13 protein-coding genes are annotated in these 14,430 nt (G+C 70.2%); 1 reads left to right on the forward strand and 12 read right to left on the reverse strand.

The window, feature by feature from the left end:
• Positions 1-143 precede the first annotated feature (143 nt).
• Complete coding sequence (locus tag AC07PV_RS19415) at positions 144-365, forward strand: hypothetical protein (RefSeq protein ID WP_369642881.1); 222 nt, start codon at positions 144-146, stop codon at positions 363-365.
• 80 nt (positions 366-445) lie between these two features.
• On the opposite strand, the gene AC07PV_RS19420 is transcribed toward AC07PV_RS19415, so the two are convergent.
• The 12 genes from AC07PV_RS19420 to AC07PV_RS19475 form a co-directional block, all read right to left on the reverse strand.
• On the reverse strand, positions 446-835 hold the full coding sequence (locus AC07PV_RS19420; protein WP_218295396.1) for a hypothetical protein: 390 nt from the start codon (positions 833-835) through the stop codon (positions 446-448).
• 40 nt (positions 836-875) lie between these two features.
• Positions 876-3,995 (reverse strand): efflux RND transporter permease subunit, encoded by a 3,120-nt coding sequence (locus AC07PV_RS19425; RefSeq protein WP_494631082.1) that lies wholly within the window; start codon positions 3,993-3,995, stop codon positions 876-878.
• A gap of 13 nt (positions 3,996-4,008) precedes the next feature.
• On the reverse strand, positions 4,009-5,130 hold the full coding sequence (locus AC07PV_RS19430; RefSeq protein WP_494601712.1) for an efflux RND transporter periplasmic adaptor subunit: 1,122 nt from the start codon (positions 5,128-5,130) through the stop codon (positions 4,009-4,011).
• Positions 5,127-5,684 carry a hypothetical protein gene (locus AC07PV_RS19435; protein ID WP_494631083.1) on the reverse strand — a complete coding sequence of 186 codons (558 nt, stop codon included), beginning with the start codon at positions 5,682-5,684 and terminating at the stop codon, positions 5,127-5,129. The genes AC07PV_RS19430 and AC07PV_RS19435 overlap by 4 nt, the downstream gene beginning before the upstream one ends.
• Positions 5,685-5,721: 37 nt before the next feature.
• Positions 5,722-6,978 (reverse strand): TolC family protein, encoded by a 1,257-nt coding sequence (locus AC07PV_RS19440; protein ID WP_494631084.1) that lies wholly within the window; start codon positions 6,976-6,978, stop codon positions 5,722-5,724.
• 144 nt (positions 6,979-7,122) lie between these two features.
• Positions 7,123-7,500: a hypothetical protein gene (locus AC07PV_RS19445; protein WP_494631085.1), complete on the reverse strand. Its 378-nt coding sequence runs from the start codon at positions 7,498-7,500 to the stop codon at positions 7,123-7,125.
• Positions 7,501-7,615: 115 nt separating this feature from the next.
• Positions 7,616-8,428 (reverse strand): heme ABC transporter ATP-binding protein, encoded by an 813-nt coding sequence (locus AC07PV_RS19450; protein ID WP_218340233.1) that lies wholly within the window; start codon positions 8,426-8,428, stop codon positions 7,616-7,618.
• Positions 8,425-9,507, reverse strand: a complete 1,083-nt coding sequence (locus tag AC07PV_RS19455; RefSeq protein WP_218340232.1) for a FecCD family ABC transporter permease — start codon at positions 9,505-9,507, stop codon at positions 8,425-8,427. The genes AC07PV_RS19450 and AC07PV_RS19455 overlap by 4 nt, the downstream gene beginning before the upstream one ends.
• Positions 9,504-10,388: a heme/hemin ABC transporter substrate-binding protein gene (locus AC07PV_RS19460; protein WP_218340231.1), complete on the reverse strand. Its 885-nt coding sequence runs from the start codon at positions 10,386-10,388 to the stop codon at positions 9,504-9,506. The genes AC07PV_RS19455 and AC07PV_RS19460 overlap by 4 nt, the downstream gene beginning before the upstream one ends.
• A complete protein-coding gene (locus tag AC07PV_RS19465) occupies positions 10,378-11,511 on the reverse strand; it encodes a hemin-degrading factor (protein ID WP_218340230.1) in 1,134 nt (377 codons plus the stop codon). Before AC07PV_RS19465 ends, AC07PV_RS19460 begins: the two co-directional genes overlap by 11 nt.
• Positions 11,508-11,864, reverse strand: coding sequence for a hypothetical protein (locus AC07PV_RS19470; RefSeq protein WP_218295404.1), 357 nt, complete (start codon positions 11,862-11,864; stop codon positions 11,508-11,510). The genes AC07PV_RS19465 and AC07PV_RS19470 overlap by 4 nt, the downstream gene beginning before the upstream one ends.
• A 47-nt stretch (positions 11,865-11,911) precedes the next feature.
• Positions 11,912-14,122, reverse strand: coding sequence for a TonB-dependent hemoglobin/transferrin/lactoferrin family receptor (locus AC07PV_RS19475; protein WP_494631130.1), 2,211 nt, complete (start codon positions 14,120-14,122; stop codon positions 11,912-11,914).
• Positions 14,123-14,430: the final 308 nt, after the last annotated feature.

The raw sequence follows: 14,430 nt of genomic DNA on the forward strand, positions 1-14,430 counted from the left end.
TTGATCAGCAATATCTGATAGCTATTAATATGTGAGCGATTGGGAGCACCAACCTCGACCGCTCCCCTGCGCGTGGATCGCTGTGTGCGGCATAGCCCCCCCGGAGCCTCGTTAAAAAATCCCGCATCCTTCACGTTGCCCTGGTGTCTTTTGCAGCCGCCGCAATGGTGGTGCTGTTCGTCGGCAAACGTTGGTACGACTACGTGCACAAGGCCACTTCGCCCTACGACGAAGTGGGGCTCGAACTGAACTCCAGGGCGCCAGCGCCCCTGAACCGCCAGGGCTGCGCGCAACTGCAGGAACGCTTTGCCCGGGTCGTGCCACCCTACGGGTGCGCTACCGGCGATGGACGTCAGTGGAAGTAGGCCGGCCCTGAGGGCGAATCCATGCGCAGCAGCTGGCGGGGTCATGCCGCCGGCCTGCTGCACGCTGAATGAGCGCGCGCCTACTTCACCGCGAACCGCACATTCGCCGGCTTCTTGCCCGGCAGCGCCACCAGCGCCACCACCTTGGTGCCCGCGGCCACCTTGAACGTGCCCTTGGCTTCCAGCCGGCCTTCTCCCGCCGGCACCAGCATCGCCTCGGATTTTTCCGTACCGTTCAGCAGCGTGAGCTTGGCGTTCACGCCTTCGGTCCGGGCGGGCTTGCCGTGGTCGCGCAGGTGCAGCGTGAGGAGGTCGGGCTTGGCCACGAGTTCGTAGTCCATGTCATTGGCTTCCACGACGATGCCGCCATGCAGCGGCTTGTGTTCGTGCCCGTGGGCGTGGTCGCCTGCCGCAAAGGCAGTGCCACAGAATGCGAGGGCCAGGGTGGCGAGAAGATGTTTCGTTGTCATGGTGATCCTTTCAAAGGGAGGATGGAAACAGGGAACAGGGTCAGAACGCCTCGGCGTTCTTGTCGTCCAGAAGACGCTCGGCGTCGCGGCGGCCGAACAGCCAGAACAGGGCCGGGGTGAGGAAGGTGTCGAGCAGGGTCGAGCTGATCAGGCCCGAGAAGATCACCACCGCCACCGGGTGCAGGATCTCGGTGCCGGGGCGCTCGGCCTCCAGCAGCAGCGGCGCCAGCGCGAAGGCCGTGACCAGGGCGGTCATGAGCACGGGAGAGAGTCGCTCCAGCGAGCCGCGCACGATCATCGCGGTGTCGAAGTTCTCGCCTTCCACGCGCATCAGGTTCAGGTAGTGGCTGACCTTGAGGATGCCGTTGCGCACCGAGATGCCCGCCAGCGTGATGAACCCGATCAGCGCCGCCACTGACAGCGGCTGGCCCGAGATCCACAGCCCCAGCACGGCCCCCACCAGCGCCAGCGGGATGTTGGCCATGATCAGCGCCGACAGCGTGGCCGAGCGGTAGCGTGTGTACAGCACCACGAACATCAGCACCAGCGAGACCACGGCCAGCATGCCCACCAGGCGGCTGGCCTCTTCCTGCGCCTGGAACTGGCCGCCCAGGGTGATGAAGTAGCCGTCCGGCAGGCGCGTTTCGCCCACCACCTTGCGGATGTCGGCCACCACGTCGGACAGTGCCCTGCCCTGCGCATTGGCCGAGAGCACGATGCGCCGCTTGCCATCGTCGCGGCTGATCTGGTTGGGGCCGTCGCCGTCCTCGATGCTCGCCAGGCGCGACAGCGGCACGCGCCCGCGCGGAGTCTCGATCATGATCTGCGCCAGGCCATCGAGTGAGCGCGCGCTCTCGGGCAGGCGCACCACCAGCGCGAAGCGCCGGCTGCCTTCCACGATCTGCGTGACCTTTTCGCCTTCCACCAGGCCCTGCAGCGTGGCCAGCACCTGCGCGGCCGGCACGCCGTACTGCGCGGCGGCGGCGTGGTCCACGCGCACGGTGATCTGCGGAGCCAGCACCTGCTTTTCCACCTCCAGGTCGGCCAGGCCGTCGATGCTGGCCAGGCGCCCGCGCAGCGCATCGGCCTGGCCGCGCAGGGTATCCAAGTCCTCGCCGAAGAGCTTGATCGCGATCTGCGAGCGCACGCCCGAGAGCATGTGGTCGATGCGGTGCGAGATCGGCTGGCCGATGGCGATCGCCGCCGGCATCTGCGCCAGCCGGCTGCGGATGTCGGCCTGCACCTCGGCCATGCTGCGTGTGAGCTCGGACGCTGGCAGCAGACCCACATCGAGCTCGCTCACGTGCACGCCCTCGGCATGCTCGTCCAGCTCGGCCCGGCCACTGCGCCGACCCACGTGCGTGACCTCGGGCACCTGGCGCACCAGCACCTCGGCCTGGCTGGCCAGGGCGGTGGACTCGGCCAGCGTCACGCCCGGGTTCAGGCGCATGCCGATGAGCAGCGTGCCCTCGTTGAACGGCGGCAAGAAGGTCGTCGGAAAGAACGGCACCGCCGCCACCGACAGGACCACCGCCACCCCGCTCACCGCCATGGCCATGCGCGGACGTGCCAGCACCCGGGTGAGCCCACGGCGGTAGCGCGCCTTGAGCCAGGCCACCACGCGCGTGTCGCCATGGTCGAGGTTCTTCATGCGCGGCAGCAGGTAGAAGGCCAGCACCGGCGTGACGGTGACCGACACCAGCAGCGAAGCCACGGTGGAGACGATGAACGCGATGCCCAGCGGCACGAACAAACGCCCCTCGATGCCCGGCAGCGCGAACAGCGGCAGGAACACCAGCACGATGATGGCCGTGGCGTAGAGGATGCCCGAACGCACCTCCATCGATGCGAGCTTGACCACCTCCAGCGGGTGCAGCCGGTGGTGGGGGTGTTTGCTGCGGTCCATCTTCAGGCGGCGCAGCACGTTCTCCACGTCCACCACCGCATCGTCCACCAGGCCACCGATGGCAATGGCCAGGCCGCCCAGCGTCATGGTATTGATGGACAGGCCGAAGTACTTGAACACCAGCGCCGTGATGAAGATCGACACCGGGATGGCCGTGAGCGCGATCACCGTGGGCCGCAGCGTGCCGAGGAACACGAAGAGGATCACCGCCACGAACACCGAGGCGCCCATGAGCTTGCCCTGCAGGGTGGTGACCGAGGCCTCGATGAAGCTCGCCTGGCGGAAGGTGACGCGCGGCGCCTCCATGCCTGCGGGCAACGACTTCTTCAAATCACCCAGCGCCGACTCGATGCTGCGCGTGAGCGCGATGGTGTCGGCCGTGGGCTGCTTCTGGATGCCGAGGATCACGGCCGGCTTGCCCTCGAAGCCCGCATCGCCGCGCTTGAGGGCCGCAGCAAACGTGACCTCGGCCACCTGGCGCAGCAGCACGGGCTGGCCGTTCTTTGCGGTGAGCGCTAGGTTCTGCAGATCCTCCAGGCGCGAGGTGCGGCCCAGGTGGCGGATCAAGTACTCGCGCCCGTTGAGCTCCAGGAAGCCCCCCGAGGTGTTGGCCGAGAAGCCCTTGAGCGCCCCCGTGAGCTGATCGTGCGTGATGCCCAGCTCGGCCATGCGCGCCGTGTTGGGCTGCACCTGGAACTGGCGCACCTCGCCGCCGATGGGGATCACCTGCGCCACGCCGGCAATCGCCAGCAGGCGCGGACGCAGCACCCAGTCGGCGTACTCGCGCACGGCCATGGGCGTGGTGCGCTGCACGTCGATGGGGATCGCCACCTGCATGATCTCGCCCATGATGGAGCTGATGGGCCCCATGCGCGGCGTCACGCCCGCGGGCAACCCCTCCTCCATGGACGACAGGCGCTCGGACACCATCTGCCGCGCGCGGAAGATGTCCGTGCTCCAGTCGAAGGTGACGTAGATGAAGGACAGGCCCGCGCTGGAGGTGGAGCGCACACTCTCCACGCCGGGCAGGCCGTTCATGGTCGTCTCCAGCGGGAAGGTGATGAGCTGCTCCACCTCCTCGGCGGCCATGCCGCCGGCCTCGGTCATCAGCGTGACGGTGGGCTTGTTGAGATCGGGGAACACGTCCACCGGCGTGCGCGACAGCGTGAAGGCGCCATAGGCCATCAGCACGCCCGCCGCGATGAGCACCAGCAGCCGGTTGGCCAGGCTGCTTTCGAGTAGCCACTTGAACATTGCGTGGTTTCCTTCAACGGACCTGGTTGATCAGCGTGGCGCCCTGCGTGGCCACGCGGTCACCGGCCTTGAGGCCCGAGGTCACGGCCACCGAGGTGCCGTCGAGGGGCACGTAGGTGACGACGCGCGGCACGAAACGCTCGGGCGACTCCTTGACCCAGACGATGGTCTGGTTCGCGGGATTGCGCAGCAGCGAAGCCACGGGCACCTGCACGCCAACGGCCTGCTGGGTGGATTGCACGAATACGCGCACGGGCTGGCCCAGGGCCAAGGTACCGAGCACGGCCGAGTCGCCGGCAAACTGCAGCGGCAGCGCCTGGTCGCGCAGGCTGCGCGCCGCGCCCAGAAAACGCAGCGGCACGCGCTGCCCGCCCACGGCCAGCGCGGCGCCGGCCACGCTGTGGGCCTGCGCCGTGTCGTAAGCCAGGGCTTCGACGCGCAGGCGCGTGGGGTCCACCACCTCGAACACCAGCTCGCGCGCATCCACCACCTGCCCTGCCACGGCATTGGCCGAGGCGATGACACCCGAGACGGGCGCCACCAGCGCATCGCGGGTCGAAAGGCCCGCCCCCACCGCGCCCAGGCGCTGGGTGACGCTTTGCAGCTCGCTCTCGGCCGCCTCGATGTCCTTGCGGGGCACGGTGTCTGACAGGTCCTTCAAACGCGCCACGCGGCGTGCCGCCAGGTCGCGTGCAGCACGCAGCTCGGCCTGCTGGGCCAGTTGGTTGGATCGCTCGATGGCGCCCGCCGTGGGCACCACATAGGCCAGCACCTCGCCCTTGCGCACCGCCTGGCCCACACCGGGCAGGCCCTTGGGGCCTGCCTCCAGCCGGCCGGCCAGCGCGGCCTGCACCTTGCCGCCAGCGTTGGGGTCCATGACCACCGTGCCGGCCAGCTCGAAGGCCTTAGGGTGCTGGCCCTCGGCGGCCACCAGGGTGCGCACGCCGAGTTGGCGCTGCGCAGGCTTGGGCAGGAAGACGCTGCCATCGGGCTGGCGCTTGGGGCCGTTGCCGTCGGCCGCTGCGGGCGCGTCGCCATGGTCATGGCCTTCACCGGCACGCGCCACCAGCGGGGCGCACAGCGCAGCGGCCATCGCCAGGGCCACGACGGAATGGAGAGAGGTCAGGCGCTTCATGCTGCACCTCCCAGGCGCTGGGCGCGCGCGGCGCGGCCACGCCGCAGGCCCCACGCCAGGGCCAGGGCTGCCAGCACGGCGGCCAGGGCACCGGCGACCAGCGCGTTGCGCCGGCCCGTGGGCTCGGCGTGGGCCTGGGCCGCGGCGTGCACGTCGATCTCGCCGGCCAGCAGGTCGGTGTCGTTGCCGGCCACGACGGTGGCGGTGACGGGGCTCACCCCCTCGGCCAGCGGTGCGGCCAGCGCGGCCTGGAACTCGCCGTCGGCCACGCGGGTCACGGGCACGCGCGTGCCGGCGATGTCGATCTCCAACTGGGCCTCCCTGACCGGGCTGTTGTCGCCCGCATGGTCCAGGTAGAGCGCCAGTTTTTGCCCGTCGAGCACGCCCACCAGCTCGAACAGGTCGGAGGTGGCTGCAAAGCGCGGTATCGCAGGGCCGGCTGCGGCGGCGGGGGCTTCGCCATGGTCATGGCCATCGCCAGCCAGTGTCCACGAAGGCGCCAGGCCCAGCACCAAGGCCAGGGCCAGCGCGGAAGGAAAAGAAAGGAGTTGCATGGTGATCACAAACAGGGTGTCGGGATGGATAGGGCGCTCACTGCGGCAACAGGCCCAGGGCTTGGCGCAGGGTGGAGACGGCGGCCGCGGCATCGATGCGGGCACGCGCCAGCTGGCGCTCGGCCTGCATGGCTTCCAGCTCCACGCGCAGGCGCGTGGGCCAGTCGGCTTCGCCCAGGCGGAAGGCCTTGTCGACGAAACCGCGCGTATCGCGGGCCAGTGCCGCATGGCGGGCCATGGCGTCGCGCTGGGCCTGGCTGGCCTTCACACGGGCCGTGGCCGCGGCCAGGTCGGCGGCCAGGCGGTCCTGCTCGGCGTGGGCGCGCACCTCGGCGTCCAGCGCGTCGGCACGGGCCGCTGTCTCCTTGGCGCGCGCCCGGTCCCCACCGCCCAGGGGCACGCGCACGCCGACCGTGAAGCTTTGCAGATAGCGCTCGCCGGCCTGCTCGCGCCCGCGCGTGGCGGCCACGGTCAGCTCGGGGTTGGCACGGGTCTGCACGGCGGCCAGGTCGGCGGCGCGGCGCGCCACCGCGGCCTGGTCGTTCCAGTCCGCCACCGCCGGGTGGTCGGTGGGCAGGCCGGCTGCTGGCAGCGCTTCGGCCTCGGGCTCGGCACCGTCGGCCAGCACCCCGTTACCGCCCCATGCCGCCAGGGCTGCCTGGGCCACATCGCGTGCGCCCGTGGCCTCGGCCACCGCGGCTTCGGCCTGGGCCACGGCACCATCGGCCTGGGCCTGGTCGGCCCGCGACATGTCTCCGGCCTGGAAGCGCCGCGCCACGTCGGCCGCCAGGCGCTGCGCGTTGTGCAGCCGGTCCTGCGCCAGGCCCAGTTCTGCCTGCGCGCGCTGCAGGGTCCACCAGGCCTCGCGCACGGTGGCGGCCAATTGCAGCTGCGCGGCCAGGCGGCGGCTTTCCACGGCCTTGATCTCGGCATCGCCCAGCGCGGCCTTGCGGGCGCGCTCGCCGGGCAGCCACAGCGGCAGGGCCACGCCCATCTCCACTTCGCGGTTGCCCTGGTTGCTGCCGGGGCGGTCGGTCTTGGCCTGCAGCTCCAGCGCGGCGGGTTCGGCCGTCCAGGACGATGCACCGCTGCGCGCGGCCTGTGCCGATTCGCGCCGCAGCGCGGCCGACTGCGCCTCGGGCTGGCGCTCCCAGGCCCTGTCGAACAAGGCCTTGAGCGTGAGCGGTGGCGCCGGCGTCTGGGCCAGCGCAGCACTGCCGGCCAGCGCCCACCCCAGGGCCACGGCCGCCATGCACAGCCGTGGTGTGTGGTTCGTTCTTCTCGTTCGTTGCATCCGATTCCTCTGCAATGGCCGGGGGCCACGGGGTTGAAATCGGCAAGGCACGACGATGTCCGGCGCACAAGCACGCGCCGCCGCCGCTCGCGAGAGCTGCGTGGAATCGTCAGGAAGGGGCTACCCGGTGCCCCGCCTCGCCGCTCAGGCGAGGACGGACCAGTTGGGACGTTCGGGGCGTGAGAGGGGTGGATGCACCCAGGCAGGTGCCACCTGGGAAACAGGGCGGGCGACCGAGACCACGATGGCCTGGGCACCCGCGCTCAGCGCCATGCCGCTGCCCACGCCGTGGCAGGCATGGCAGTCCATGTCGGCCGTGCCGGTGGTGGCCAGGGCCTTGTGGTCCTGAGTTTCGCTGGCATGGGATGGCTCGGCCGGCACATCGGCCCGGTGCTCGTGCACATGGTGGCCAAAGTGCGATGCCTGCGGCGCTGCCTCGTGCCCGCAATACGGCGATGCAGCCGCCCAGATGGACTGGAGCGGCGTGAACAGCAGCAAAAAGACGAGGAGCAGGCGGCGCATGGTGGTGTGCGCGCATTCTAGTGACAAGATGGCGCGGTGCAGCATGCGCAACCGTGCATATCCCCATGCGACCAAGGGCAAGACGGGAGCAGATGACCAAATCGTCATGTCGGCTTCATCCGGCCGCCACGAGAAACTGCGGCGTGCCGTCGCTGGCGCGCACTTCGGAACACTCCACACCCCACACGCGTGCGATCGCCGCCGCGTCCAGCGTTTGCCCCACGGACCCCACGTCGCAGCGCCCGGCCCCCATCAGCACCACGTCGTGCGCATAGCGCAGCGCCAGGTTCAGGTCGTGCAGCACCGCCACCACGCCGATGCCCTGCTCCACCGCCCAGCGGCGCACCAGGGCCATGGCCTGGTGCTGGTGCGCCAGGTCGAGCGCGGCGGTGGGCTCGTCGAGCAGCAGCCAGCGCGTGGCGCCATCGGGCCGGGGCTCCCAGATCTGCGCCAGCGCCCGGGCCAGGTGGGCGCGGGCCCGCTCGCCGCCCGACAAGGTGTTCACGCCGCGCGCCGCCAGGTGGACCACGCCGGTGGCCTCCATGGCATCGCGGGCGATGCACGCCTCGTTCCGGCTGGGCGACTGGCGGTGCGGAAAGCGGCCCATCTCCACCACCTCCTGCACCGTGAAGTCGAAGGCCACCGCCGTCTCTTGCGGCAGCACGGCGCGCAGGCGCGCCAGCTCCAAGGCACCAACCGCAGTGAGCGCCCGGCCCCTCAGGCTGACCGAGCCCGAGCGCGGCGCGCGCTGGCCCGACAGCATGGACAGCAGCGTGGATTTGCCCGCGCCATTCGGCCCCAGGATGGCGGTGAAGCGGCCAGGCGCCAGGCGCGCATGCACGGTCGCCAGCAGCGGCAGGCCGGGCAGGCCCACCGCCAATCGATCGCACACCAGCGGATCGCCGGGATGGAGCGGGCCTGCTCTCATACCTTGCTCCTGAATTGGCGCAGCATGGCCAGGAACAAGGGCACACCGATGAAGGCGGTGAGCACGCCCAGCGGCAACTCGGCCGGCTTGACGATGGTTCGCGCCACCACGTCGGCCGCCAGCACCAGCGCGGCGCCCAGCAGGGCCGATCCCGGCAGCACCACGCGGTGATCCGGCCCGGCCACCAGGCGCACCCAGTGCGGCGCCACCAGGCCGATGAAGCCGATGATGCCGGTGGCCGCCGTGACGGCCCCCACGGCGAGCGCCGTCACCAGCACCGCCAGGCGCTTGGTGCGCTCCACCGGCACGCCCAGCAGCGCGGCCTGCGCCTCTCCCAGGGCAATCGCATTGAGCGGGCGCGCCAGCGCCAGGCCCAGGCCGCAGGCCACCGCCACGACGGTGCCCACGAGCGCCACGGCGCTCCAGCGCGCGCCGCCCAGGCTGCCCAGCAGCCACATCTGGATGTTGCGCAGTTGCTCGTCGGTGGAGATGAAGTTGAGGTAGCCCAGCCCCGCCAGCGCCAGCGCATTGACCGCCACGCCCGCCAGCAGCATCAGCCCCATGCGCGTGGCGCCATCGGCTTGCGCCAGCCCATAGATCAGCGCCGTGACCACCAGGCCACCGCCAAAGGCCATGGTCACCAGCGACCAACTGCCCAGCGTGCGCGGCATGTCGGGCAGCCAGTGCATGCCGAGCACGATGGTGAGCGCAGCAGCCAGCGCGGCGCCGCTGCTCACGCCGATCAGGCCGGGGTCGGCCAGCGGGTTGCGAAACAGCCCCTGCATCAGCGCACCCGCCAGCCCCAGGCCCGCCCCGGCCGCCACGCCCATCAACAGGCGTGGCAGCCGGATGTTGATGAACACCAGGTATTCCGGTGCCTGTTCGGCAGAAGGCGCCAGCCCCACGGCCTGCAGCAGCACCTGCCACAGCTGGGCGGGCGCGATGGCGTACGCGCCCTGGGTGCTGGCCCAGGCCAAGGCCAGCACCACCAGTGCCGAGCCCACGGTCAGCGCGGTGCGGGGCGACAGGCGCCCCGCGGTCCAGCGCGCACCCGGCTGCGCCACGGCCAGGCCGCTCACGCCGTGATCGCCTGCATGCGGGTGTGCACCTCGCGCACGGCCCCGGGCAGGCGCGGACCAAAGCCCAGCAGCTGGCTGGCCTCCATCGTCACCAGGGCCTTGTGGCGGAAAGCGGGCGTGAGCGCCAGTTCCGGCCGCTGCCAGAACGCGGCCTCGCCGCCCAGCGCCTCGATGCCCTGCGTGCTGTTGAGCAGCACCTCGGGCGCGGCGCTGGCCATGGCCTCGGCCGTGAGCGGCCGGTAGCCCGCGAACTGCGTGATGGCGTTGGTGCCGCCCGCAAAACGGATCAGCGCATCGGCCGCCGTGCCGGTGCCCGCCACCATGGGGCTGCCGCCGTGCGACAGGATGAAGATCGCGCGCGGGCGGCGCGCGGACGCGGCCACCAGCTTGTGCACCGCCGCCCACTGCGCATCCAGGTCCGCCTGCAGGGCCGTGGCCTCGCGCTCGCGGCCGGCCACGCGGCCCACGGTGGCCACCTTGCGCTGCACCTCGTCCCAGGTGTGGTCGGCCTTGACCAGCTCCACCCGCACCCCGGCGCTGCGCACCTGGTCCAGCACCACGGGCGGGCCGGCCTCGGTGGTGCCCACCACGGCGTCGGGCTTGAGGGACAGCAGCCCCTCGGCCGAGAGCTGGCGCATGTAGCCGACCTTGGCGGTCTTGAGCGCGGCCTCGGGGAACAGGCTGGTGGTGTCGGTGCCCACCAGCTGGCCTTGCGCGCCCAGCAGGTAGACCACCTCGGTCAACGCACCGCCCAGCGAGACGATGCGCGCCGGGCTGGCCGCGACTGCGCGCTCCGCGCCCACCACAGACAGCAGCGGCAGCGCTGCCATGCCGCGCAGCAGCTGCCTGCGCGCCGTGTCGGTCAGGCCATCACGCAGCATGGACCACCTCATCTTGCTGCGCCTGCGGCAGCCGCGCCACCAGGTCGCGCCAGCCCTGCAGCTCGGGCTTGCCGGGCTTGCGCGCACCGAAGAACATGGCCATCAGCTCGCCCGCATGGTCGAACGCCTCGACGGAGGTGACGACGCCATCGGCCGTCGGCTTTTCCACCACCCACACGCTGGCCACCATGTCGGTGCGCAGGTGCAGGTTGAAGCCTGCGTCCAGCACGTTGATCCACTGGGCGTGCGGTGTGTCGAGCGGCTTTATGTTGCGCACCGGCCCGGTGTGGATCTGGATGCAGCCGCCGCTGCCCACGAACACCATGATGGGCAGGCCGTCCACTGCGGCCTCGTCCAGCAGGCGCGATACCGCTTGCGGTTCGGCGCGCCACGCGAACTGGCCTTCGACCAGGCGAAAGCTCTGCTGACGCTCCACGCCGAATTTCCTGGTCAGGCCGAAGAACTCGTGTGTGTCCTGCATGGCACCCCAGGCCTCGCGCAGGCCGTCGGCGTCGATGTCGGCATCGGGCCGCACCGCTTCCGGCGCGGACGCCTTGCCGAACACATAGCCCGCGCTGGGCTGCGCGAAGCGGCTCACCACCGCATCGAACGCCGCCAGGTCGGTCGCTTCGCGGGTAAAGATCTTGTGCACGGCGCGGCCGCTGGCGTTGTAGAACTGCAGGCTGCGCGACGGCGGCCTGGCGGGGTCGTTGGCCAGCTCGGTCACGGCAAAGCCAGCATGCCACTGCGCGAAGAACAGGCGCAGATCGATGTCTTCGCCCAGCGCGATGCCCACCGGGCCTGTGGCCGACACGTTGGTGTAAATGCCGGTCTTCTCATGCACCACGCCTTCATTGCGCGTGAGGGCCATCAAGGGGCCGCAGGCCTCGAGCGCCTGCAGCATCTCCAGCCACGAACCCTGCAGCGGCACGGCCTTGAGCGGGTGGCCGTGCTCGCCCGCGTGGGCCGCCACCGCAGCGCCTTCCGAGAGCCCCAGGCTCTCGGCCGCCTCCTTGGCGCGCTTGCCGGCAGCACGTGCGGTGGCGAACTGCGCGCGAATGTCGGGTGCGGCCAGGGGCGCGGAGGCTGGAGTGCCCGGGGTGTTCGTCACCGCGCGGCTCATTGCACGGCCTCCGGCGCGGTGTGCCACAGCACGCGGCGCTGCTCTGCGGCCACCAGTGCGGCGCTGGCGGCGGTGTCCTGGCGCGCCTTGCACTGCTGTTCCCAACGGCCTTGCAGGCTCCAGACCACCGTGCGGAAGTGAGCGGTGAAGCCGTCGGCGTCGGCCAGCATCTGCAGGTTGGCCGATATCTTGCGGCCCATGGCGTCGCGGTGGGTGTCGCAGCAGGCCTGCACGTAGCCCGTCATCAGGGCGAGCGTGCCGGCCAGCAGCGCCTCGGCGCACGGCAGGCTGTACTCCTCGTCGCAGTGGGCGCTGGCATCGGAGGCATTGGAAGGGTCGGGAACGTGGCTCATGGGTGTTCTCCTTGATGGGTGGCCTTGGAACGTGTTCACGTGGGTGCTCAGAAGTCCGCCACCAGCGACACCCGCACGGAGCGGCCGGGCTGGCTGTAGGCGTCGATGAAGTTGGCGTTGGCTGCCAGGCCGCGCACGTCGGCCCAGCGCCAGTGCTTCCTGTCGGTCAGGTTGTAGATGCCGAGGTTCAGGCGCAGGTCCTTGCGGATGCGCCATTGGCCCGACAGGTCGAGCACCGTGTACGACGGTGTGAGGTACTGCGTGCTGCCCGTCGCCACGGTCACGTCGCTGGCCTTCTTGGCCGCGCTGTGGGTGGCATCCAGGCGCGCCATCCAGTGGCCGGTGTCGTAGCGCAGGCCGGCAGACAGGCGCGATGGGTCCACCGTGTTCACCGGCCTGCCGGTGGCGGTATCGCGCCCGCGCGTCTGGCCGTAGCTGAACGGCGATGTCCATTGCCCGCCGGCCCACCGGCCCCAGCGCATGTCGCCCTTGACCTCGAAGCCGTTGAGCTTGACGCGGCCGATGTTGACCGACTGGAACACCAGCGGGTTGCCCGGCGCACCGGTGCCGCCGACCTGGCGCAGGTCTTCGATGAAGTCCTTGTAGCGGCCCGTGAACGCTGCAGCTTCGACCGACAGCGCGTCCAGCCGGCCGCGCACGCCCAGCTCGAAGTTCTGGCTCTTTTCGGGCTTGAGGTTGGCGTTGGGCACCGTGCGGTAGTTGCTGACCGGGTTCTCGAAGAAGGCGTTGACCTGGCCCGCGTTGGGCGCACGGAAGCCCGCCGCGTAGTTGCCGAACACGCTCCACTGCTCGCTGGCGCGGTACAGCACGCCGAACTTGGGCGAGGTGGCATTGCCCGACAGGGACACGGCCTGCGCGCCAAAGCCCGCCTGGTCGGCCTTGATGCGGAAGCTGTCGAAGCGCACGCCCGGCGTGATGCTCCAGGGGCCGGTCACGAACTCGTCCTGCACATACAGGGCCGCGCTGGTCTCGGTGGTGTCCGGAAAGCGTTTGAGCGGGAAGGTCTCGCCCACGGGCGGGGTCACGCCGGTCTGCAGGTTTTCGACCCTGGCGGACGTGTAGTCAAAACCGTAGGTGATCTTCTGCACCAGGCCGCCAGCGCCCGAACGCAGCACCTTGCTGCCCTGCAGGTTGGCCTGCCAGGTGCGCTCGTCGTAGGTCACGTCGCGCACGCGGTCGGCGGCGGTGTTGCGGTCTTCGGTGACGTACTCGCGCGAGTGGGAATCCTGAAAGCTCAGCGTCGCCTTCAGGTCGTCGGCAAAGGCGGAGTTCACGCGCCACGCGCCCTCCCACGTCGCACGGCTGCGCTGCATGTCGGTGAACGACGTGGAGCCCAGCACGGACGTGGCGGCCAGCGGCGGCTTGGAGCGCGCGGTGAGCAGCTCGTAGTCGGAGTTCTTGTCCACATGCTCCAGCGTGAACACATGGCGCTGGCCGCCGCCGGGCGTGAGGATGACCTTGCCCAGCAGCGCGCCGCTTTGGTCCTTTTGCGGGTTGGGACGGGTGCGGTCGGCATTGGCCGCGCTGTTGGTACCCATGTTGTCGAGCTCGCTGGCGCGCGTGACGTTGCCGCCCAGCAGCCACTGCACCGTGTCGCCCGCCCGGCCCGCCACCGTGGCGCCCACGCGCTTGCCGTGGTCGTCGCCGTCGTAGCCCAGGCTCACGCGCCCGCCGATGCGCTTGTCGCCGTCGAGGAAGGCCGACGGCTCGGCGGTGATGAAGTTGACCAGGCCCGCCATGCCGTCCGACCCATACAGCGCCGATGTGGCGCCGCGCACGACCTCGATGCGCTGCAGCAGGCCGATGTCCAGGTAGTCGCGCCCGAAGGCATTGGCGCTGAAGACGTAGCTGCGCGGCAGGCGGATGCCGTCCACCATCATCAGCACGCGGTTGCCGTCCAGGCCGCGGATGTTGAAGCCCGCGTTCTGTTCGCGCCCGGTGGAGCCGCTGGCCAGCGAGAAACGCGCCGGCGAGCGCGTGACCGACACGTTGGGCAGCTCGCGCGCCACATCGCGGATGTCGCGCACCTGGCCTTCTTCGATGGCCTGCGCGTTGATCACGTCGATGCTCATGGGCAGCTCGTCGCGGTCCTGCTCGCTGCGCGAGCCGCTGATGACAACCTCCTTGAGCACCGGGCCGGCAGCGATCAGTTGCGCCACATCCTGCGCATGCGCGCTGCCGATGGCGGCGCATGCACAGGCCACCAGCCACGTGAGCGACCGCAGACGGCCTTGCAGCCATTGATCGGAGGGGTGCGCCTGTGCGCGCCGGGAAGAAAACGGAGGGGTACGGAATGCCTGCGCCACGGAGGGGAGTCCTTCTCTGAAACGACAACGAATACAGAGCTGGCTCCATGCAGACGGTCCTGGCTTCTGCGGGCAGCAGAAAGGGCCGTTGTGGCTGGCTGATGGGGTGAATTATATGAGAATAATTCTCAATACGTAACCAGATTTACAACCACAAGGCACCAGCCGCTCCCCAAGACACGGCGGGCCCACGAAAAAAAGCGACCGGCCGCACAACACAGCCGGTCGCTCATCTATTG

The organism is Acidovorax sp. GW821-FHT09A11 (genome assembly GCF_059418365.1).